This window comes from Paraburkholderia sp. GAS199 (genome assembly GCF_050436585.1).
Taxonomy (GTDB): domain Bacteria; phylum Pseudomonadota; class Gammaproteobacteria; order Burkholderiales; family Burkholderiaceae; genus Paraburkholderia.
This window is the reverse complement of the sequence record NZ_JBNDMM010000003.1, coordinates 260,162-281,529: the sequence shown is the minus strand read 5'-3', so window position 1 is coordinate 281,529 and position 21,368 is coordinate 260,162. Positions and strand designations below refer to the sequence as shown.

Sequence of the window (21,368 nt, the reverse complement as noted above, 5' to 3'; positions counted from 1 at the left end):
TTTATCGACGCAGACCGCCCGCGATCATTCGATTTCTAGCGGATTCACATGCCAGATATCGCGCGCATATTCGGCGATCGTGCGGTCCGACGAGAACTGCCCCATGCCGGCGACGTTCTCGATCGCGCTCTCGGTCCATGCCCGCTTGTCGACGAAGCGCGCATCCACGTCTGCCTGCGCCTTCGCGAACGCCGCGAAGTCGGCGAGCACCATGTAGTGATCGCCCCAATCGACCAGCGTGTGGAAGATGTCGGAGAAGCGCAGCGGGTCGTCCGGCGAAAAGAAGCCCGTGCGAATCTGGTCGAGCGCCATGCGCAGGTCCGGATTCTCTTCGTACACCTGACGTGGCCGGTAGCCGGAGGCGCGCAATTCATCCACTTCGTCGGCGGTATGGCCGAAGATGAAAATGTTCTCGCGTCCCACGGCGTCGCAGATCTCAATGTTCGCGCCGTCCATCGTGCCGATAGTCAACGCGCCGTTGAGCGCGAGCTTCATGTTGCCGGTGCCCGACGCTTCGGTGCCGGCCATGGAAATCTGCTCCGACAGATCCGCGGCCGGAATGATCAGTTCGGCTACGCTCACTCCGTAGTTCGGCACGAACACCACTTTCAGGCGATCGCCGATCAGCGGGTCGTGATTGACCTTCTCGCTCACGTCGCCGATCAGCTTGATGATCGTCTTCGCCATGCGATACGCCGACGCGGCCTTGCCCGCGAACATCACCACGCGCGGCACCCAGTCGAGCTCAGGATTCGCGCGAATCTGGTTGTAGCGCACGATCACGTGCAGCACGTTGAGCAACTGCCGCTTGTATTCGTGAATACGTTTGACCTGCAGATCGAATAGCGCGTCGGGATCGAAATGCAGCTTGGTGTGATGCGCGAGACGCTGTACCAGCCGCAGCTTGTTTTGACGCTTGGCTTCGCGGAAAGCGTCGATGAAACCGCTGTCGCTGCGCAGATCGCGCAACTGCTCCAGCTCGAACAGATTGCTGCGCCAGTGCTTGCCGATCTGCTGATCGATCAGCGAAGACAGCGACGGACTCGCCTGAGCGAGCCAGCGGCGCGGCGTAATACCGTTCGTGACGTTGGTGAAGCGGTCGGGATATACGCGCGCGAAGTCGGCGAAGATATCGCGCGTCATGAGTTGCGAATGCAGCTTCGAGACGCCGTTCACCTTGTGGCTCGCCACGATCGCCAGATAGGCCATCCGCACGCGCCGCTGACCGTATTCGTCGACGAGCGAGATACGCCGGATCATTTCGCCGTCGTGACCCGATTGCTGGCTGACATGCTTGAGAAACTCCGCGTTGATCTCGAAGATGATTTCGAGGTGACGCGGCAGCAGACGCGCCAGCATCTCGACGTCCCACGTTTCGAGCGCCTCGGGCATCAGGGTGTGATTCGTGTACGAGAAAATCTTCGTGACGTGTTGCCATGCCGTGTCCCACGGCAGGCGATGCACGTCCACCAGCAGACGCATCAGCTCGGGAATCGCCAGCACCGGGTGCGTATCGTTCAGATGCACCGCCACCTTTTCGGAGAATCGCCCGAACGCGCTGTGCGTGCGCTGATAGCGGCGAATCAGATCCTGCATGGTCGCCGAGACGAAGAAGTACTCCTGACGCAAACGCAATTCGCGCCCGGCCGGTGTCGAGTCGTCCGGATACAGCAGACGCGAGACGTTCTCCGACATGTTCTTGGTATCGACCGCGTTGCGGTAATCGCCGCGATTGAACGCGCCGAGGTCGAGTTCTTCGGTCGCGCGTGCGGACCACAGACGCAGCGTGTTGGTCGCGTCGGTGGCGTAGCCGGGAATCACGGTGTCGTACGCGGTCGCGTTCACATGCTGGGTGTCGATCCACTCGACATGCTCGCCGCGCTGCACCGTGCGGCCGCCGAAGTGGATGATGTAGGTGACTTCCGGCCGCGGGAATTCCCACGGATTGCCGGAGCGCAGCCAGTAGTCCGGCGCTTCGACCTGCTCGCCGTTGACGATCTCCTGACGGAACATGCCGTATTCGTAACGGATGCCGTAGCCGAAGCCCGGAATGCCGAGCGTCGCCATCGAATCGAGGAAACACGCGGCGAGGCGGCCGAGGCCGCCGTTGCCGAGCGCGGCGTCCGGTTCGATATTGACCAGCATGTCCATATCGACGCCCAGACTCGCGAGCGCTTCCTTCATCTGGTCGTGGATGCCGAGAGCGAGCAGCGCGTTCGTGAACGTGCGGCCGATCAGGAATTCCATCGACAGGTAGTAGACGCGTTTGACGTCCTGTTCGTATTGCAGGCGCGTGGTCTTCATCCAGCGCGCAACCAGCCGGTCGCGCACGGCGAGCGCCGCGGCGTGCAGCCAGTCATGCGGATGCGCGGTGACGGCGTCCTTGCCGACGCCATACATCATGCGATTGGAAATTGAGCGCCGTAGCGCGTCGACGGTACTGTTGAGCTGGTCGAATTCCAGATCGACGGCTGTCATCGAAGCCTCCGGGAAAGAGCGACGCGGCATGCGCAAACCGCACAGGTGACGGACGGGAGGCGCGTGCCGGTCAGGCGGGTTAATAATCAGAGTAGGACATTTTACGGCCCAGAGACACCGGCTGGGCGCGAGCGGAGGCCACGCACATGCCATGCCCGCCGAAGCCTGCGCAAGCAGGCCGGTCTGCCGGTCGTCACGCACGCGTGCGGTGCAATGCGCGTGCTGGCGGCACTGGGCGCGTGCATCGCCGTCACAAAACAGGCAAACGATTGCGGCCGGCAAGGGCTCCTGCGACACAGCATGAGGCGCGAATATTTTTATCGTGTGACGCGATCGCAACGATACAAAACGCATCAACCGTGGTGCCATCGGGCCACCTCGTCTGCCGGACAGCGAAGCATGGGTGGATCGTGAGACCGACGACACACGCCGATTCGAAGCGGCGTGGCGTGGCTGACAGTTAGTTGCATTATTCATCACGGTCGACGGCCTTCTCCGGAGTGAACCCCAGCACGATTTCCACGGCTCTGTAACAATCGCTACATTCGCCGCGCGGGCGGTTGCTGCCGACTGCACACCGCTCCCGCGCTTCGTGCCACCAACCTTGCGCTCCACGCGCCGCCGCCCACTAGGGCGCGCCGCGCAAGAGACTCGCCCAACCGACGAGCCACGCCTTGTCCGACAAACCCAGCACCACCGCTCACCCTTTCCCGGCCGACGGCCCGATGTCGCCGGCGAACCGCCGTGCGATGGCCGCGATCATGCTCGCCGTCGCGCTGGCCACGCTCGACACCGCGATCGCCAACACCGCCCTGCCCGCCATCGCGGCGGATCTGCATGCGGCACCGGCGGCGTCCGTGTGGATCATCAACGCCTACCAGCTCGCGATGGTCGCGACGCTGCTGCCGCTCGCCGCGCTCGGCGACATCGTCGGCCATCGGCGGATCTACATCGGCGGCATTGCGTTGTTCACGCTCGCCTCGCTGGCCTGTTCGCTCGCCACGACGCTGCCGCTGCTGGCGGCGGCCCGCGTGCTGCAAGGGCTCGGTGCCAGCGCGATCATGAGCGTGAACACCGCCTTGATCCGCTATCTGTATCCGCCGCATCGGCTCGGGCGCGGTCTCGGCACCAATGCGCTGATCGTCGGCGTGTCGTTTGCGGTCGGGCCGACGGTGGCCTCGCTGATTCTCTCCGTGGCCAACTGGCCGTGGCTGTTCGCCGTCAACGTGCCGCTCGGCGTGCTGGCGCTCGCCTTCGCCTGGCCCGCGCTGCCGCACACCGAGCGCGGCAAGCACAACTTCGATCCGGTGGCGGCGCTGCTCAACGTCATCACCTTCGCCGCGCTGATCTTCGCGCTCGGCGAGGCCGCCCAGCGCGCGCCCGCGCAACTGGTGCTGAGCGCAGCCGCGGTCGCGCTGGTGTTCGGCTGGCTGCTGATCCGGCGTGAAGCGGGACATCCGGCGCCGATGCTGCCCGTCGATCTGTTCAAGCGGCCGGTGTTCGCGTTGTCGGCGGTCACTGCCGTGTGCTCGTTCGCCGCGCAAGGCCTCGCCTTCGTCTCGCTGCCCTTCTATTTCGAGGACGTGCTGCATCGCAGCCAGGTCGAAACCGGCTTTCTGATGACGCCGTGGCCCGTGGTGGTGGCGTTGGCCGCGCCGCTGGCGGGCAGTCTGTCCGACCGCTATCCGCCGGGTCTGCTCGGCGCGATCGGACTTGCCGTGCTGTCAGCGGGCATGGCCGCGCTGGCCTTGCTGCCGGTGCATCCGCACGTGCTCGATATCGGTATCCGCATGGCGATCTGCGGCGCGGGATTCGGGTTCTTCCAGTCGCCGAATCTGAAAGCGTTGATGGCCAGCGCGCCGCCCGAGCGCAGCGGCGGCGCAAGCGGCATCGTCGCCACGGCACGGCTGCTCGGACAGACCACCGGCGCGGCGCTGGTCGCGCTGAGCTTCGGCATTGCGGGCCGCCACGGCCCGACGCTCGCACTCGCGACCGGCGCGTTCTTCGCCGGCGCCGCCAGCCTTGCCAGCGGACTTCGGCTGCTGGCGCCCTCGCATCGCGCGGGAATTCACGCGAAAACGTCGGCGAAATGACAAAGCGGGCGCACTGTTCGAACAGTGCGCCCGCTTCTGTATCAGCCGGGGCCCGCCATGTGGCGCGCGCCGTGTCTCCGGTTCAGTGTTCTGCTCGCGCTCAATGCGCGGCGAAATAGCCCTTCACAGCCGTGAGGAACGTGTCGATATCCGCGCGTGTCACGTCCTTATGCGTGACGAATCGCGACGCATACAGCATCTGCGTAAGGATGCCGCGCTCCTTCAGCCACGCTTCCAGCGGCGCGCAATGTTCCTGCGGAAACTGAGCGAACACCATATTGGTCGCGACCGACTGCACCTTCACGTGCGCGATGGATTCCAGCCCGGCCGCCAGATGCGCCGCGTGCGCGTGGTCGTCGGCGAGACGCTCGACGTTGTGATCCAGCGCATAGAGGCAGGCGGCAGCCAGCACGCCCGCCTGACGCATGCCGCCGCCCAGCACCTTGCGCCAGCGATGCGCCACGTCGATCAAGGCCTGACTGCCGACCAGCACCGAGCCGACCGGTGCGCCCAGACCTTTCGAAAAGCAGATCGACACCGAATCGAACGGCGCGCACAGCGCCGACACCGGCTGGCCCGACGCGACCGCCGCGTTGTAGACTCGCGCGCCGTCGAGGTGGGCGGACAGGCCGCGCTGACGCGCCAGTTGCACGGCCTCGGCGACGTACCCGGCCGGCAGCACCTTGCCGCCGATGGTGTTTTCGAGCGCCAGCAGTTTCGTGCGGGCAAAGTGATTGTCGATCGGCTTGATGGCGGCGGCGATCTTTTCCAGCGGGATCGAGCCGTCGGCGGCATTTTCGAGCGGCTGCGGCTGGATGCTGCCCAGCACTGCCGCGCCGCCGCCTTCGTACTTATAGGTATGCGCCAGTTGGCCGACGATGTATTCGTCGCCGCGCGCGCAATGCGCCATCAACGCGGCGAGGTTGCTTTGCGTGCCGCTCGGGAAGAACAGCCCGGCCTCTTTGCCCGTGCGCTCGGCGACGGTGGCCTGCAACCGCAGCACGGTCGGGTCGTCGCCCCAGACGTCGTCGCCCACCTCGGCAGCCGACATGGCCGCGAGCATGGCGGGAGTCGGACGGGTTACGGTGTCGCTGCGCAAATCGATCATGTGAGAACCCTGTGTGTAGCCAGTAGAAGAAAGACAGCCTGCGACGGCCCGCGCGGCACCGTCGACCGAGCCACACAGTGTATTCAATTAAGACGACGCTGAGAATATGCGATCAAATTGGCGCTGAGCGGTGCCGTGGCGATTCGCTGGCGCGCATAGCAGAACGGGGCCCTTCGAGCGCCCCGTTCTGCTTCGTCATTCAGCCTGTCATTCGGTCTGTCGCGCCGCCTTCTCGATCAACCGCCCGATTTCGGCAACCAGGCAAGCGGATCGACCGGCTGGCCGTTCTGCCGCACTTCGAACTGGATCGACGCCACGCCACGGCTGTCCACACCCACTTCGCCGATGGTCTGCCCTTGCGCGACCGCGTCGCCTTCCTTCACGAGCAAGGTGCTGTTCTGGCCGTACGCGGTAATCAGCGAATCGTCGTGCTTGATGATGATGAGCGGGCCGTACGCCTCGATGCCGGTGCCCGCGTACACCACGCGACCGGTGGCGGCCGCCTTGACCGGATCGCCCGGCCGCCCGCCGATCACGATGCCGTTCGAGCGACCCGGCGCGAAGTTCTTCAGGATCGGGCCACGCAACGGCCACGCGAGGACGCCGGGTTGCGGCCCAGCCGGCTGCGTGGACGCCTGCGGCGGATTCGGACCGGGCATGGTGCCCACGGCCACCGGCGGCGTCACGACACTGCCGGACGCCATCGGCGGCGAGACGCGCAGCACCTGACCCGGCGTGACCGCGGCGTTCGCCGCGAGTCCGTTCCACGTCGAGATGTCTTGCGGCCGGTGGCCGTACGCCGACGCGATGCTGCCGAGCGTATCGCCCTGATTGGCGCGATAGTAGCCGGCCGGCACGGGTACCGTGCTGAGCGTGGTCGGACGGGCCGGCGTGTTGTTGCTATAGAAGGGGGTGCTATCCCAGGGCATCGATGTGCAACCGCCGACCAGCAGGCCTAGCGCGGTTGCCATCAGCAACCGTGTCCCCGTCAATTGCCATTGTCTTGTCATGTGATTTTCCTCGACGTTTTGATTCAATCGGATTCAATCGATGCCCAAGCATTTGCCGTGCCGCGCCCTGAAGCCCGCGCAGCCGGCGCTGCGCGGCCGGCCGTGACCGTCGCCCTGCTGTCAAACGCTGCCCTCGCGTTCGATCACGAGAATGCGTGCCGCGCCGAGCGGATGCGCCACATGTTCGGTGCCGACGGACGCATAGAACACATCGCCGGTTTCCAGAATCGCCGACTGCTCTTCGCCCGCCGCGCGATACTTCATCTCGACGCGGCCATCGAGCACGGCAAACACTTCCTCGCCGTCGTTGACATGCCATTTGTACGGCTGGTCGGTCCAGTGCAACCGCGTCGTGATACCGCCCATGTTGGCGATATCGAGCGCGCCCCACGCGCGCTCGGCGGTAAAACTCTTGCTGCGAATGATCTTCATGGTCAGGGAGCGATTCCGGAATTCGGGCGTGCGCGGCTGCACCGGCCGACGCGCCGGTCGACAAAATGCCGGCTGCCAAACCAGTCACCCGGCGTTTCGACTGGCCCCCATTATAGGACCGCGGATCGCGTACTCATCCGCCAGAACGCAGCAAGCCGCTTTTGGTACGATGATTGAAACCTTGGGTGCCTCGCCTATACTCAGGCAGAGTTGCTCTACCATGATGTCATCGCTGTTATCACGATTCTTGCCACCGCGGCTATGCGGTGCGTCGAAACCGCCTGAACTGAGCGAGGAGTTGGGGATGAACAAAGCCACTTTTCTGGCCGTGCAACTCAACGTCGACGATATCGCCGCGTCGCCGGGTCTGGTCGAATTGCTCAATACTCATCTGGTGTTTGCCGCCGACGTCGCCGAAGCCGCCGACGCGCTCGTGCAGCTCGCCAGCGTCGCGGGACTGTCGAGCGGCGTCGAAGCGAGCGTCGAGATTCCGGCGGTGGCCATCGAACGGCTGCGCGAAGCGCTGGACAACCTCAGCGGATACGACGAATCCTGGCTGCTGGCCCTGGAACCGAGCCGTGCACTGTTCGACGAAATCGGCCGCCGCGACCGCCGCCTGCACTAAGCAATAATCGTCATGCCGTAAACGGCAAAACGCCGCCCTGATAGGCGGCGTTTTCAATTTCGCGCCGCCCACTCAGGCGGCGTTTCCTGCAGCTTCAGCGTGAATCAGTTGCCGAAGTAGACCGAGTGACGGTCGGTGCTGTCCAGCGGACGGCCCGATTGCGTCGTGCCGGCCATCGGTGCGCCGTAGCCGCTGTTCACAGCTTGAGCGGTGCCGTTCTGTGCGTCGACACGAGCTTGAGCGGCTTGCAGGTTAGCCGGGTAATCGGTGTGATCGCCGATCGGGTTGTAGCCGGCCTTTTCGAGTTGCACGAGTTGTGCGCGGACTTCAGCGCGCGTAACCGGCTGGTTCGATTGAGCGAACGAAGCAACAGGAGCAACCAGAGCAGCGGCAACCACAACTGCGGAAATGAGCGTCTTCATGATGTAAACCTCCAAAACTTGTTTTGATGCGCTTCGGGTTCGTTATCCCTCAGCGGTTGATCAGAAGTTTAGGAGGGCGGCCATCTAGGGGAAACCCCTAAAACGACGAAACTCTATTCCAGTTTTCGCAACAGTCTTGACAGTAGCTTTCTGGCGCATTAACCGCTCGGCCACTTTCAGCAACAATTACATTGCCTTAATTCACACAGCATGACGGCCCGGCACGCCTTACCGAAGGCGGCGGCCGGGCCGGTCTAGATCAAGCGCTTAGGACCAGTTGGCGTGGAAGCTGCCCGGCTTGTCGATGCGTTCGAAGGTGTGCGCGCCGAAGAAGTCGCGTTGCGCCTGCACCAGATTGGCCGGCAGACGTTCCGAGCGATAAGCGTCGAAATAGGCAATTGCCGACGCGAATGCGGGCACCGGCACGCCCGCATTCACCGCGGCCACCACCACTTCGCGCAACGCCGACTGGTAGTTCTTCGCGATGTCGCGGAAGTACGGATCGAGCAGCAGATTCGCGATCGCTTTGTCTTTCGAGTAGGCGTCCGTGATCTTTTGCAGGAAGCGCGCGCGGATAATGCAGCCGGCGCGGAAAATCTTCGCGATCGTGCCGAAGTCGAGGTCCCACTTGTACTCTTCCGAGGCCGCCCGCAGTTGCGCGAAGCCCTGCGCGTACGAGATCACCTTGCTGAAGTACAACGCGCGGCGCACCGATTCGATGAACGCGTCGCGGGCGTCGCCCAGCGGCTTGGCCGTCGGCCCTTCCAGCACCTTGCTGGCGGCCACGCGCTGGTCTTTCAGCGAAGACAGCACGCGTGCGAACACGGCTTCGGTGATCAGCGGCAGCGGCGCGCCGAGGTCGAGCGCGTTCTGGCTGGTCCACTTGCCCGTGCCCTTCTGCGCGGCGCGGTCGAGAATGACGTCGACCAGATCCTTGCCGGTTTCTTCGTCTTTCTTGCTGAAGATCTTCGAAGTGATCTCGATCAGGTAGCTGTCGAGCTCGCCCTGATTCCACTCGGTGTAGACCTTGCCCAACTCTTCGTTCGACAGACCCGCCACCTGCTTGAGCACCGCGTAGCTTTCGGCGATCAGCTGCATGTCGCCGTATTCGATGCCGTTGTGCACCATCTTCACGAAATGGCCCGCGCCGTCCGGACCCATGTACGCGACGCACGGCTCGCCGTCCGGCGCCTTTGCGGCAATTTCGGTGAGGATCGGGGCAACCAGATCGTAAGCGTCGCGCTGGCCGCCCGGCATGATCGACGGACCCTTGAGCGCGCCCTCTTCACCACCCGACACGCCCGTGCCAATGAAGTGCAGGCCCGACTTCGCCAGATCCTGATTGCGGCGAATCGTGTCCGTGAAGTGCGTGTTGCCGCCGTCGATCAGAATGTCGCCTTTTTCCAGCAGCGGCTTGAGCTGGTTGATGGTCGCGTCCGTACCTTCGCCCGCTTTCACCATCAGCAGAATGCGGCGCGGCTTCTCCAGCGATTCCACGAATTCTTCCAACGTGAACGCCGGCACCAGCTTCTTGTCCGGATATTCGGCGATGAGTTCGTCGGTTTTCTCGCGGCTGCGGTTGTACACCGATACCGCGTGGCCGCGGCTCTCGATGTTGAGCGCCAGATTGCGGCCCATGACCGCTAGCCCCACCACGCCGATTGCCTGTTTGCCCATGTTGAATTCTCCAGAGTCCAATAAATGTCGGAGCGCCGCGCCGAAGGTACGGGGCGCGACGCCGAGGGTGAAAGAATAAAAGAAACGCCGGTTTGCCGCTCGCCCGCGCACGCATGCCAGTCCGGCACGCGCCAGTTGCTACTGCTTGCGGAACACCAGACTGAAATTATTGGCCGGCATCGCGACCGGCTCGCCGCACGCCAGACCGGCCGCGGCGCCCAATGCCACCACCGCTTCCATGTCACGCACGCCCCATTCGGCGTTGCGGCTGCGCAGTTGCTGATCGAAAGCTTGGTTGCCCAGCGCCGTGTGTTCGCCGCCGCGTTTGTACGGTCCGTACAGATACAGTACACCGCCCTCGGCGAGACGGCGGCTCGCGCCGGCAAAGAGCGCCTGCGCCGCGCTCCACGGCGAGATATGAATCATGTTGATACAGACCACGGCGTCGAGCGAGCCGGGTTCGTCGACGCCCCATCCGGTATCGTGGACGTCGAGCGCGAGCGGCGCACGCACGTTGGCGAGACCTTCGTGCGCGGTCCACGCAGCGATCGACGCGCGCGCGTCGGCGTCGAGGTCGCTCGGCTGCCAGTCGAGGCCCGGCATGGCGGCGGCGAACCACACGGCATGCTGGCCGGTGCCGCTCGCGATCTCCAGCACGCGGGCCTGCGCGGGCAACACGTCGCGCAGCACGCCGAGAATCGGCTCGCGATTGCGTTCGGTGGAAGGAGAGCGTTGTCGCAGCGACGGATGGGTTTCGGTCATATTCGGTCTGGTGATCGAGGCTCGTGACGGCGATGCGCTGGTTCAGCCGGTTCAGGAAAACGTCGTGCCGACGCGCGCATGCCGCTCGATAAACTCGCGTACGGGATCGCAATGCGCGGCAGTGTACCTTCGACGGCAAAACTGTCCAGCAATTCAGGCGAAATCAGTCGAGCGCCAGCAGTCCCGTCAGCGCGGTGAGCGTGTCGGCGCACGGCGCGGCAATTTTCAGGGACAGCAACGGATCGGCACGCGTGCGGCCGAGGTTGATCGCGACGATCGGCTTGCCCTGCTTCTGCGCCCAGACGCAGAACCGGTAGCCCGAATACACCATCAGCGACGACCCGACCACCAGCATCGCGTCCGCCGCGTCGAGCGCCTGCGCGGCGGCGTCGACCCGTTCGCGCGGCACGTTCTCGCCGAAAAACACCACGGCGGGCTTGAGCAGACCGCCGCAGTTCGAACAGGCCGGCACGCGGAACGATTCGATGTCGTGCCATTCCAGATGCGCGTCGCCGTCGGCGGCGGTTTCGGCGGTGACGTTCAGCAGGGCGGGATTGTCGGCTTCGAGCGTGTGCTGGATCGAGGCGCGCGAGTGCTGCATGCCGCAGTCCAGACACGTGACGCCGTCGATACCGCCATGCAGTTCGATCACCTCGCGGCTGCCCGCGCGTTGATGCAAACCGTCGACGTTCTGCGTGACGAGGGTCGGCACGTGCCCCGCTGCCTGGAGCCGCGCCAGCGCGACGTGCGCGGCGTTCGGCTGCGCGTCGGCCACCACCGGCCAGCCGACCATGCTGCGCGCCCAGTAACGCTGACGCATCGCCGCCGTGCCGAGAAATTCCTGCAAGGTGATCGGCGGCGAGCGTTTCCACGCGCCGTTGTCGTCGCGATAGCCGGGAATCCCGGAGTCGGTGCTGATGCCCGCGCCGGTCAGCACGAACAGGCGCGGATAGCGCTGCACGAAGTCGTGCAGATCGTCGAGCGTATGGGTGCGAGTGAAGGATTCGACGTGAGCGGGCTGAAGGTCGGTCATGACGTGACGTTGGATAATCCGGTGGCCGTGCCGCGCGTTGTGCCACGAATGTGCCGCGCAGAGGCAGCGGCGGCGAATGGCACGCGCAGCAGGTTCGCCGTGCGGCCGCGCGCGGCTCGATGCGGCCTGCTGCCGGCATGCCGACAGCCGGCTAAGACTGTCGCACTCGCTGCGCCTGCCGCGCTTCCCATTCCGCCAGCGCCGTTCTGTAACGCGCGAGTTCGTCGTCGTAACGATCGAAAATGCACGGGCTGCAACCGCTATGACAGCAGTCGTCGAGATCGGGTTGAACGGGCGGGACTGGCTGCGGGTCGTCCTCAGGCGTGGCTCGGGGCACGGCAGATCGCTTGCATCGGGGCCGTCATCGGGACGGCAATGGCTCAGTATAAGTTGATCTCCCGGAATCCGTGCGGCAGCGGCACACGGCCGCCCCGCCGTCACGAGCCTTCACGAGCTTTCAACCCCGGCCGACGAACGGCATCTTGCTCGCCATGATCGTCATGAACTGCACGTTCGCCGACAGCGGCAGATCCGCCATGTGCAGCACGGCGTCGGCCACGTGCTGGACGTCCATCAAGGGTTCGACGGCAATTTCGCCGTTGGCCTGCGGCACGCCGCGCGCCATCCGTTCGGCCATCTCGGTCGCGGCATTGCCAATATCGATCTGACCGCACACGATGTCGTACTTGCGGCCGTCGAGCGAGAGCGACTTCGTGAGTCCGGTGATGGCGTGTTTCGTGGCCGTGTAGGCGACACTGTTGGGCCGCGGCGCATGCGCCGAGATCGAGCCGTTGTTGATGATGCGCCCGCCGCGCGGCGTCTGCGTTTTCATAAGACCGAAGGCCGCGCGCGAGCACAGGAACGCGCCAGTCAGGTTGGTGTCGACCACCGAGCGCCACACGTCGATATCGAGTTCGTCGATATCCACCGGCGGCCCGTTACGGCCGGCGTTGTTGAACAGCACGTCGAGCCGGCCGCGACGCTCGCGGATCGTCTCGAACAGCGCGTCGACGCTGGCCGGGTCCGTCACGTCGCAGGCCACCGCCAGCGCATCGCCGCCGAGATGCTGCGCCTCGCCGACCACCGCGTCGAGCGGCGCCTGACGACGCCCGGCGAGCACGACGCTATAGCCATGTTCGAGCAGCTTCAACGCACACGCGCGACCGATGCCGCTGCCCGCGCCCGTTACCAGCGCGACCTTCTTGATACCCGTTGCCGTCACCGCCATTCTCCTGTTCGACCGAACCCGTTTCACGCGTTTCATGCGCCGCGCGGCACTCGCCTCGCGGCTTCTGCACCATACAACAGCGTCCGGGTCTCCACAATTGCACGCGCGAAAACCGCCGTCTGATTCCGCTACTTTCAGCACGCTTTCATTTTTTGCGTTTGCTGTCCTCATGCGCGTTGCATGGCGCATAAATGGTATCGTTTGCTGTTGCGCGTTACGCGCGCGATTCAGGGCCTTCCCGCCACTAGGGAAGAAGACAGGAAGCACGTTTGATGAAACAACTCTCCACGCCGACGCACGGCGCCGCCGCAAATCGGCCACGCCGTTGGCCACGTACCGGCTACCCCGCCATGCTGAGCGCCACGATCGCGTGGCACGTGGTGGTGCTGGCCGGCTGGCTGGCCCGACCCTCGGCCTGGCCATGGTGGCTGGCCGCGATCTTCGCGAATCACGCTGTTTTTACGGTGGCGGGCCTGCTGCCGCGCACCTCGCTGCTGGGGCCGAACTGGACGCGCCTGCCCGACGCCCCGCACAACGCCGACGCCATCGCCCTGACCATCGACGATGGTCCCGATCCGCTCGTCACGCCGCAGGTGCTCGATCTGCTCGACGCATTCGGCGTACGCGCGACCTTCTTCTGTATCGGCGCAAAAGCGCAGCAATATCCCGAGCTGGCGCGCGACATCGTCAGGCGCGGCCATGCGCTCGAAAACCATTCACAGGTCCACGTCCATACTTTTTCGGTCACGTTCCCCGGCGCGCTGACGCGTGAAATCGCCGCCGCGCAGCACACCTTCGAGCAGCTGGGCGGCGAGCGCCCGATGTTCTTCCGCGCGCCGGCGGGCCTGCGCAACATCTTCCTCGAACCGGTCTTGCAGAAGCTCGATCTGCGTCTCGCGTCATGGACACGGCGCGGTTACGACACGCGCGAGCGCGATCCGCACGCCGTGGTGCGGCGTCTTCTGGACGGCCTCGCCGCGCGCGACATCCTGCTGCTGCACGACGGCAACGCCGCGCTCACCGCCGAAGGCAAGCCGCTGATTCTGGCGGCGCTGCCGCGCGTGATCGACGCCGCCCGTCAACACAAGCTGCGCTTCGTGACGCTGCGCGAAGCGCGCGCGGAACCCTGACACGCTAGACGCGGAAGTCCGCCGCCATGTCTTCGTCCGAGCGTGCGAGCAGTTCGCCGCTGCGGCATGCCTTGAGAAACACGTCGTAGTCGCGCTCCACCTGATCCGCGTAGCTCGTGGAGTAAGCGGTGAGCGCTTCCGCGAACTGGTCGCCGCGGCCGATATACGCGCTGACCTCGATCGCCTGACCGCTCGCCTTGGCATGCGCGCGCGCCATGATCCAGCCGCATAGGCGCGCATAACCTTCCAGCAGGTCGTTGTCGAAGAGTTCGATGTTGGCCGAGAGCTTCATGTCGCGCAGCTGGCGGAAGTAGAAATGCCGCCCCTGCGGTCCGGTTGCCCAGCCGAGAAAAATATCGCTCGCGGCCTGCAGCATGCGCTGTCCTTGCACGACGCGTTCGCCTTCGTGCTTAACCGCCGTGTGCGCGTGTTTGCCGTGCGGCGGCTTGTAGAACTGCGCGACCACCGATTGCCGCGCCTCCTTCATCTGCATGAACAGCGGCTTGCCCATGTGATCGACGCTCAGCAGCACCAGACAGCGCGTGCCGACGCTGCCCACGCCGACCACCTTGAAGACGATGTCCTGCACGGTGAAATGATCGAGCAGTTCGCGCCGGTCATGCGACATGGTCTTCAGATAATCGCCCCACATGGGCGCGAGCGACTTGCGCCAGTCGTTGCCTTTGAACACGGCGGCTTCTTCCTCCGTGAACAGCGTATTGGCGCCGAGAATGTGAAATAGCGCGGGTGGCGCGTCGCGAATGTGCCAATGCGCGCCGTCGTGCTCGGCCATCTTTTCCAGCAGACTTTCGTGCGTGCGGCTGGCCGCTTTTTCCATCGCGCGACGCACGGTGCGGCGGCGCTCCGGCGTGAGCGCCGTTTCCGCCATGCGATCGAAGGTGATGCGGTCGTACCAGAGTTCGAGCGCGCCGCATTGCGCGTATTGCGCCATCCGCTCGCGGTATTCCGTCGCGGCCGTCATCACCAGATGCTCGGCGGTGCTGCGACTCAGCCGCATATGGCGGGCCGCGACCACGAGACTCGCGCACAGGCGCTTCAGGTCCCATTCGAACGGGCCGGTCGAGACTTCGTCGAAGTCGTTCAGATCGAACACGAGTTGCCGCTCGGGCGTCGCGAAGCCGCCGAAATTCATCAGATGGCCGTCGCCGCAGATCGGCATGGTGAGCCCGCTATCGTGAATCTGCGCGAGATCGTGCGCCTGAATGATGGCCGTGCCACGAAAGAAAGTGAAAGGCGACACGGCCATGCGCCCGTAGCGCAACGGCACCAGATTCTCCACACGCCCTTCGCTGCTCTGCCTGAGCAGCGCGATCGGATCGCGATGCAACTCGCCCACCGTGCGATGGCTCGAGCGCTTCGAATGTTCGCGGGCGGCACGGCCACGGGCCTCCCGTTCGGCGATGGTGCTGGCTTTCATGCTCTCTCCGGTTAGAGTGCGACGCGTCGTCATCGGTCTGAACATACCGAGTACCGGCACGATAGCCATGCCGATGCGTCATCTGTGTGAATGCTCAGAAACGGTAGCCGACGCCGGCGAAAATCACGTCCGAATCGCGGTTGTAGTGCGTGACCACGCGGTTCCACTCGAGACGTGCGTCCCACTGGCTGGTGAGCCTGTACGAGCCCGCGATCGTCACGAGACCGGAGAATTTTCCGGCGCCCGGTCCCGGCGACGCGCTGTCTTCGTTTTCGTTGATCGCGTAGTAGGCGCCGAGGCCGAGGGCCAGCGTGACCTTGTCGTCGAGGAAGGCGCGGGTGGCCCACAACTGGCTGGTCAGGCCGTCGCGCCGCGAGATTTTGCTGCTGCCCTCGTGCAGGTAGCCGACCGTCACGTCGAGGTATTTCGCCAGCCCTCGACGGTATTCGATCGCGCCGCCGAGCGCGCTCGGCGAACTGGTGGAGTTCACGATCGTCTTGCCGAGATACAACGCGACTTCGTTATTCGTTACGTTATGCGTGCTGCCGCTAGCCCAGTCTCGCGGACCCGGCACGCCCGGCGCGTCGAGCTGATAGCCGACGCCGAACATCAGGCTGGTCGCGTCGGGACCGCGCTGCACGTGCACGCGGTTCAGCTGTAACTGGGTGATCCAGCGGCTCGACGCATAGTACGCCGCGCGGACGCTGTACACGACGCCCCAGCCGTGCGTGTCCGAGTAACTGCCGCCCTGGCCTGCCGTGGTGGTGTCGAAGTAGCGGTATGGGCCGACGCCCGCCTGCAGCACGAATTGCGGGCTGCCGACAGGAAGGCGTCCCCACAGCTGAACCATCTGCCCATCGCGATGATGGTCCGGGATATGGCCTTCGTTGAGCCAGGTGAAGCTGGCGGCAAAGTATTGCCCCAGACCTTCCTGGTAATTGAACGCCCATGTGTAGGTGTTTGTACTGCCTGCGCGCGAGCCGCCGCCGAACAGGGAAAACTCCTGAGCCTCGCTGCCCGGCGACGCGAACAGAAAGCACAGACCGGCTACGCAAGGCGCCGCGTTGAGCGCCCACCTGCTGCTGGAAACAGAGTTCAGATTGCGCATGCTGTTCGCATCTCCAGAAGGGATGACAGCTTCGGAATGACATCGGTGACATCGGGTGTCGCGAGACATTCCGGCCATCCTAGCAGACCGTCCGGTAAAAAGGTCACGTTGCGGGAATCGCGCTGGATGAAACGCGCAAACGTTTGGCAATGCTTCGATCGCACGGTGAACGCGATTAGTTGCGGCTTCAACGAACGAATATCGACGAGACAAAATTACCGAATTCGCGCCAGTTTGATTAACCATCTGGTGAATCGCTTTATTTTTTACCGGATTCACACTTCAGCAACGGCGATTTCCGCCGTTTACCAATACATGCAAATCTTTTGTGAAGCACACGAAAACCCCTTCGCTTAGGGCCTGTTTTATTCGATCGTGCGACGCGCGGAATCAACGGAGAGAGTATGTTTGTCGCAATCGGCTGGATCGTGGTGATCGCTTCGGTGATCGGTAGTTTTGTCGGCGTGGGCGGCCATTTGCCCGCTCTCATTCAACCGTTCGAGCTCCTGTGTATTTTCGGCGCGGCGATCGGCGCCTTCGTGGTGAGCAACCCGACTTCCACCCTGAAGAAAACGCTCAAGGCCATTCCGTCGTGCTTCAAGAGCGGCGGCTACACCAAGGAAAAATACCTGGAGCTGATCGCCCTGCTGTACGAGCTGCTTCAGAAAGCGCGCAAGGAAGGCATGATGTCGCTCGAAGCCGACGTCGCGGCGCCGGAAGATAGCGTGCTGTTCCAGAAGTACTCGCACGTGCTTAAAGACCATCATCTGCTCGACTTCATCGTCGACTACCTGCGCATGATGTCCGGCGGCAACGTGAACGTGCTCGAAGTGCAGGACCTGATGGACGAGGAACTGGCCACGCATCACGCGGAAGCGTCGGTGGCGGCCAACGCGATCCAGAAGATGGCCGACGGCCTGCCCGCATTCGGCATCGTGGCCGCGGTGATGGGCGTGGTTCATACGATGGGTTCGGTCGGCGCGCCGCCCGCCGTGCTCGGCGAAATGATCGCGGGCGCACTGGTCGGTACCTTCCTCGGCATTCTGCTGGCGTATGGCTTCATCGGCCCGGTGGCCGATCTGCTGACCGCCAAGGGCCGCGCCGAAGCCAAGCCGTATCAGTGCGTGAAAGCCGTGCTGCTGGCTTCGCTGTCCGGCTACGCGCCGCCGATCGCCGTCGAGTTCGGCCGCAAGGTGCTGTTCACCGCTGACCGTCCGAGCTTCCAGGAACTCGACGACGCCGTGCGCGCCACCAAGATGCCGAAGTCGGCCTGACGCGGAGCGGCATCATGACCGAACGAAAAGCGCGCTCGTCGCAACAGGGCGAGACGACGCCGGCGCCGGTAATCGTGCGCCGCTCGAAGAAGGGCGACGATCACGGCGGCCACCACGGCGGCGCATGGAAAATCGCGTACGCCGACTTCGTCACCGCGATGATGGCGTTTTTCCTGCTGATGTGGCTGCTCGGCTCGACCTCGAAATACGACAAGCAGGGCATCGAAGACTACTTCAACACGCCGTTGTCGAGCCTGCTGAGCGGCAGCGACACGGCATCGCCGCGTCAGAACATCGTGCAGGGCGGCGGACGCGATATTTCCGACACCCGTCCCGGCGACGGCAAGCGAAGCCAGACCGAACCGACGCCGCCGGTTACCTCCGCGCCGCCCGTGCCGCCTTCGGACGCCGCGCGTCTGCAGCAACTGAAAGCGAAACTGACCGCGCTGATCGAGCAGAGTCCGGCACTGAAGGCCTTCAAGGACCAGATCCGCATTTCGATCACGAACGAAGGCCTGCGCATCGAGATCGTCGATTCGCAAAATCGCCCGATGTTTCCCTCGGGCAGTTCGAAACTGCAACCGTATGCCGTGACGATTCTCACGCAGATCGGCGCCGCGCTGAACGACGTGGACAACCGCATCTCGATTGCCGGCCACACCGACGCCGTGCCCTACACGGCCGGCCCGGAAGGTTATTCGAACTGGGAGCTTTCGTCGGAACGGGCCAACGCGGCGCGGCGCTCGCTGGTGTCGGGCGGCATGCACGGCGAAAAAGTGCTGCAGGTGCGCGGACTCGCCGATGTCCTGCCGCTGAACAGCAACGTGGCGGACGAACCGACCAACCGCCGCATCAGTATTCTCGTGCTGAACAAGGCCGCTGAAATGGCGTTCTTCCAGGACGGCGGGCGCACCACGATCGACGAAGCCACACCGGCGAGCTCCACCATTCCCGGCGTCGTCGGCCGCCTGCAACCCGCCCAGTCGGCGCAACCCATCCCGGCCGTGCAAGCGGTTCAGGCCTTGCGTGCAGCTCAAGACGCACAGAGCGCGCAGCCTGCGAGCGGGACGCATAGCTCACCGTAATATCGCGGTGCTTCCGGCACACCGCACGGGCCTTGCTGCAAGGCGCGTGCGGTGTGGTTAGAATCGGTTGCATGCGCCCTACCCTTCCTCCGCAACGCGAAGCCGAACTGCCGCTGCATACGCCCAGCGTTTCCTCGATCACCCTCGCGGCCATCATCGCCGTCATCGCGTGGGTGTCGGTCATCGCGCAAACCGACGTGACCGTTCAGCGCATGCTCGCTCGCGGCTACGGCGTGCTCGACGGTCTTGCGCGCATGAGCAGCTACCTCACCAATCTCACCGCGCTGGCCTGCGCGGTCTGCTTCACCTGCATCGCCTTGCGTGGACGCGGCCCGGCAATCGTGCGTTTTTTCCGCTTGCCCACCGTCGTCACGGCGGTGGTGGTGTATATGGCATTCGTCGGTGTCGCCTATAACCTGTTGCTGCGCGGACTGTGGACGCCCACCGCTTACCGGCTGCTGCTCAACGAATCGCTGCACAGCGTTTTGCCGATGCTCGCCGCGTTGTACTGGGTCCTGTTCGTGCCGCGCTTTCATTTGAACTTGCGGCATTGCCTGCTATGGTTGATCTATCCGCTCGCCTATCTCGCCATCACGTTCTGGCGCGGCAGCCTGTCGGACTTTTATCCCTATCCGTTCATCAACGTCGACGAACTCGGGGTCAGGCACGTTGTCGTGAATTCCGCGCTGCTATTCGGCGGCTTCCTGATGTTGATGGCGATCTTCGTGGGGATCAATCACCGGCGCCGTCGCTGAATGCCGCATTTCCCGGGCGCGCTTTTTGCGCCCTGTCAGACGAGGGCAAGGCTCGTCACGCTGGCCGGCGGGCCGTGCGGTCCTTTGGTGTGGCGCGTTGCAATTGCAACCAGCTCACACGTAACTATGACAATGGGAGCATCGTATGGACACGAATTCAGCGGAAGGTGCAGTCAAGGAAGTCGCGGGCAAGGTACAGGGCGCGGTGGGCGACGCACTCGGCGATACCGGCACGCAACTGGCCGGTAAAGCGAAGGAACTGAGCGGCAAGGCGCAACAACTGTGCGCCAGCACGACGAGCCTCGTGCGCGACACGACGGCGGAAAGCCCCTTCACCACCATCGCGGTCGTGGCGCTGGCAGGTTTCGTTGCCGGCGCGTTGTGGTCGCATGGCGCAGCGGATCGGCGTTAAACGTCGTCTGAGTGCTTAAACGCGCTGTCTCTCGCGCGCTGTAAAGCGGCGGCCGGGCCAACCGGCCGCCGCTGGTTCATTCGCGCGTCGCCAAAATTATTCCGTAGACTTAACCGATCGTTTAGCCGCTTTTCTTGCGGCTGGCGGCGGTCTTCGTCGCGGCCTTCGCTGCGGTCTTCGTCGAGGTTTTCTTCGCAGTTTTCTTCGCGCCCATATCGAGTTCGATCCACGTCGGTGCATGATCGCTCGCGCGCGGCTCGCCACGCACCCAGCGGTCGACACCCGCCTCGCGCAATCGCGGCGCGAGATCGGCGCTCAGCAGCAGATGGTCGATACGCAAGCCGGAATTCGTGTCCCAGTGGCGACGGAAATAGTCCCAGAAGGTATACACGCGCTCGTCGCCGAAATGCGTGCGCAGCGCGTCGGTCCAGCCCTGCTTCAGCAAACTCCGGTAGCGCTCGCGGCTTTCCGGTTGCAGTAACGCATCTTTGAGCCAGGAGCGCGGATTGTAGATATCTTCGTCGGTCGGAACGACGTTGAAGTCACCCGCAATCACAACCGGATGGCCGCTTTTATAGAGCTTCGCGGCGTGAGAAATCAGATGGTCGAACCATTCGAGCTTGTAGTCGAACTTCGGACCCGGCTGCGGATTGCCGTTCGGCAGATACAGGCAACACACCAGCACGCCGTCGACCGCCGCCTCCAGATAGCGGCTTTGCGTATCCTGCTCGTAGCCCGGCAATCCGCGACGGCTTTCGTGCGGCGCCTCGCCCTTCGCCAGAATCGCCACGCCGTTCCACGCGCTCTGTCCTTGCCAGATGGCGCCGTAGCCCGCTTCGCGCAACGCGTCTTCGGGAAACGCGCTATCCACCGCTTTCAACTCCTGCAGGCAGACCACATCCGGCGCCTCGCGCTCGAGCCATTGCAACAGGGCCGGCAGACGCGAGCGAATGCCGTTGATATTGAAAGTCGCAATCCGAAGCCTGGACAATGTCATTGCTCCCCGCAAAGCACCGCAAAAAAGCGACCCGCTTCTGACGGCCGCAGCAGGTTTCAGTGCGTCTGGCCGACCGCCGCATCACACCATTCCATCGCCCACGCGCGCGCACAGGCGATGGCGTCCGCCTCGTTCGAAAACGCGTCGATATCCCCTGATTCATGCGACTCGAAGCGCTCACGCGCCTGCGGCACGCGCGTGATTCTGGCGCGCGCGTAGTAGACGCCTTCGTCGGCATGGCGCGCGCGGCAGTCGATATGGAAATGGCGGTAGTCGAATTGCATGACGTCTCCTCTGAACC

Annotated in this window: 21 protein-coding genes; 7 read left to right on the top strand and 14 right to left on the bottom strand. The window is 64.1% G+C overall.

Going from position 1 to position 21,368, the window contains the following annotated elements:
- Positions 1–24: 24 nt before the first annotated feature.
- Complete coding sequence (locus P3T18_RS12915; protein ID WP_429300315.1) at positions 25–2,478, bottom strand: glycogen/starch/alpha-glucan phosphorylase; 2,454 nt, start codon at positions 2,476–2,478, stop codon at positions 25–27.
- A 725-nt stretch (positions 2,479–3,203) separates the two neighbouring features.
- On the opposite strand from P3T18_RS12915, the gene P3T18_RS12910 reads away from it, so the two are divergent.
- Positions 3,204–4,571, top strand: coding sequence for an MFS transporter (locus P3T18_RS12910; protein WP_429301083.1), 1,368 nt, complete (start codon positions 3,204–3,206; stop codon positions 4,569–4,571).
- 100 nt (positions 4,572–4,671) lie between these two features.
- Here the strand turns inward: P3T18_RS12910 and ltaE are convergent, their stop codons facing one another.
- The 3 genes from ltaE to P3T18_RS12895 form a co-directional block, all read right to left on the bottom strand.
- Positions 4,672–5,679: a low-specificity L-threonine aldolase gene (gene ltaE, locus P3T18_RS12905; protein WP_429300314.1), complete on the bottom strand. Its 1,008-nt coding sequence runs from the start codon at positions 5,677–5,679 to the stop codon at positions 4,672–4,674.
- Between the two features lie 236 nt (positions 5,680–5,915).
- A complete protein-coding gene (locus P3T18_RS12900) occupies positions 5,916–6,689 on the bottom strand; it encodes a peptidoglycan DD-metalloendopeptidase family protein (RefSeq protein ID WP_429300313.1) in 774 nt (257 codons plus the stop codon).
- 120 nt (positions 6,690–6,809) lie between these two features.
- Positions 6,810–7,121 (bottom strand): cupin domain-containing protein, encoded by a 312-nt coding sequence (locus tag P3T18_RS12895; protein WP_429300312.1) that lies wholly within the window; start codon positions 7,119–7,121, stop codon positions 6,810–6,812.
- A gap of 304 nt (positions 7,122–7,425) precedes the next feature.
- Here P3T18_RS12895 and P3T18_RS12890 point away from each other — a divergent pair, with 304 nt between their 5' ends.
- Entirely contained in the window at positions 7,426–7,746 is a 321-nt protein-coding gene (locus P3T18_RS12890; RefSeq protein WP_429300311.1) for a hypothetical protein, read from the top strand.
- A 104-nt stretch (positions 7,747–7,850) separates the two neighbouring features.
- Here P3T18_RS12890 and P3T18_RS12885 read toward each other — a convergent pair whose 3' ends face one another.
- From P3T18_RS12885 to P3T18_RS12860, 6 genes are all read right to left on the bottom strand, one after another.
- A complete protein-coding gene (locus tag P3T18_RS12885) occupies positions 7,851–8,168 on the bottom strand; it encodes a DUF4148 domain-containing protein (protein ID WP_429300310.1) in 318 nt (105 codons plus the stop codon).
- Positions 8,169–8,435: 267 nt separating this feature from the next.
- Positions 8,436–9,845 (bottom strand): NADP-dependent phosphogluconate dehydrogenase, encoded by a 1,410-nt coding sequence (gndA, locus tag P3T18_RS12880; RefSeq protein WP_429300309.1) that lies wholly within the window; start codon positions 9,843–9,845, stop codon positions 8,436–8,438.
- 138 nt (positions 9,846–9,983) lie between these two features.
- A complete protein-coding gene (locus P3T18_RS12875; RefSeq protein ID WP_429300308.1) occupies positions 9,984–10,607 on the bottom strand; it encodes a DUF938 domain-containing protein in 624 nt (207 codons plus the stop codon).
- A gap of 163 nt (positions 10,608–10,770) precedes the next feature.
- Positions 10,771–11,640: an NAD-dependent protein deacetylase gene (locus tag P3T18_RS12870; RefSeq protein WP_429300307.1), complete on the bottom strand. Its 870-nt coding sequence runs from the start codon at positions 11,638–11,640 to the stop codon at positions 10,771–10,773.
- 151 nt (positions 11,641–11,791) lie between these two features.
- Positions 11,792–11,977 carry an oxidoreductase-like domain-containing protein gene (locus P3T18_RS12865; RefSeq protein ID WP_429300306.1) on the bottom strand — a complete coding sequence of 62 codons (186 nt, stop codon included), beginning with the start codon at positions 11,975–11,977 and terminating at the stop codon, positions 11,792–11,794.
- A 120-nt stretch (positions 11,978–12,097) separates the two neighbouring features.
- The gene (locus tag P3T18_RS12860; protein WP_429300305.1) at positions 12,098–12,868 is read right to left on the bottom strand and encodes an SDR family oxidoreductase; all 771 of its coding nucleotides are present in this window, start codon (positions 12,866–12,868) and stop codon (positions 12,098–12,100) included.
- A gap of 272 nt (positions 12,869–13,140) precedes the next feature.
- Here P3T18_RS12860 and P3T18_RS12855 point away from each other — a divergent pair, with 272 nt between their 5' ends.
- Positions 13,141–13,998 (top strand): polysaccharide deacetylase family protein, encoded by an 858-nt coding sequence (locus P3T18_RS12855; protein WP_429300304.1) that lies wholly within the window; start codon positions 13,141–13,143, stop codon positions 13,996–13,998.
- Between the two features lie 4 nt (positions 13,999–14,002).
- Here the strand turns inward: P3T18_RS12855 and P3T18_RS12850 are convergent, their stop codons facing one another.
- Together P3T18_RS12850 and P3T18_RS12845 are read right to left on the bottom strand one after the other, a co-directional pair.
- Positions 14,003–15,436 (bottom strand): DUF2252 domain-containing protein, encoded by a 1,434-nt coding sequence (locus P3T18_RS12850; RefSeq protein ID WP_429300303.1) that lies wholly within the window; start codon positions 15,434–15,436, stop codon positions 14,003–14,005.
- Positions 15,437–15,530: 94 nt separating this feature from the next.
- Complete coding sequence (locus P3T18_RS12845; RefSeq protein WP_429300302.1) at positions 15,531–16,544, bottom strand: hypothetical protein; 1,014 nt, start codon at positions 16,542–16,544, stop codon at positions 15,531–15,533.
- 404 nt (positions 16,545–16,948) lie between these two features.
- Here P3T18_RS12845 and motA point away from each other — a divergent pair, with 404 nt between their 5' ends.
- From motA to P3T18_RS12825, 4 genes are all read left to right on the top strand, one after another.
- A complete protein-coding gene (motA, locus tag P3T18_RS12840) occupies positions 16,949–17,818 on the top strand; it encodes a flagellar motor stator protein MotA (RefSeq protein WP_429300301.1) in 870 nt (289 codons plus the stop codon).
- Between the two features lie 14 nt (positions 17,819–17,832).
- Positions 17,833–18,903 (top strand): flagellar motor protein MotB, encoded by a 1,071-nt coding sequence (gene motB, locus P3T18_RS12835; protein ID WP_429300300.1) that lies wholly within the window; start codon positions 17,833–17,835, stop codon positions 18,901–18,903.
- A gap of 71 nt (positions 18,904–18,974) precedes the next feature.
- On the top strand, positions 18,975–19,658 hold the full coding sequence (locus P3T18_RS12830) for a Pr6Pr family membrane protein (protein ID WP_429300299.1): 684 nt from the start codon (positions 18,975–18,977) through the stop codon (positions 19,656–19,658).
- 145 nt (positions 19,659–19,803) lie between these two features.
- Entirely contained in the window at positions 19,804–20,070 is a 267-nt protein-coding gene (locus tag P3T18_RS12825) for a CsbD family protein (RefSeq protein ID WP_429300298.1), read from the top strand.
- A 121-nt stretch (positions 20,071–20,191) separates the two neighbouring features.
- On the opposite strand, the gene P3T18_RS12820 is transcribed toward P3T18_RS12825, so the two are convergent.
- On the bottom strand, positions 20,192–21,061 hold the full coding sequence (locus P3T18_RS12820; protein WP_429300297.1) for an exodeoxyribonuclease III: 870 nt from the start codon (positions 21,059–21,061) through the stop codon (positions 20,192–20,194).
- Between the two features lie 62 nt (positions 21,062–21,123).
- On the bottom strand, positions 21,124–21,351 hold the full coding sequence (locus P3T18_RS12815; RefSeq protein WP_429300296.1) for a hypothetical protein: 228 nt from the start codon (positions 21,349–21,351) through the stop codon (positions 21,124–21,126).
- Positions 21,352–21,368 lie beyond the last annotated feature (17 nt).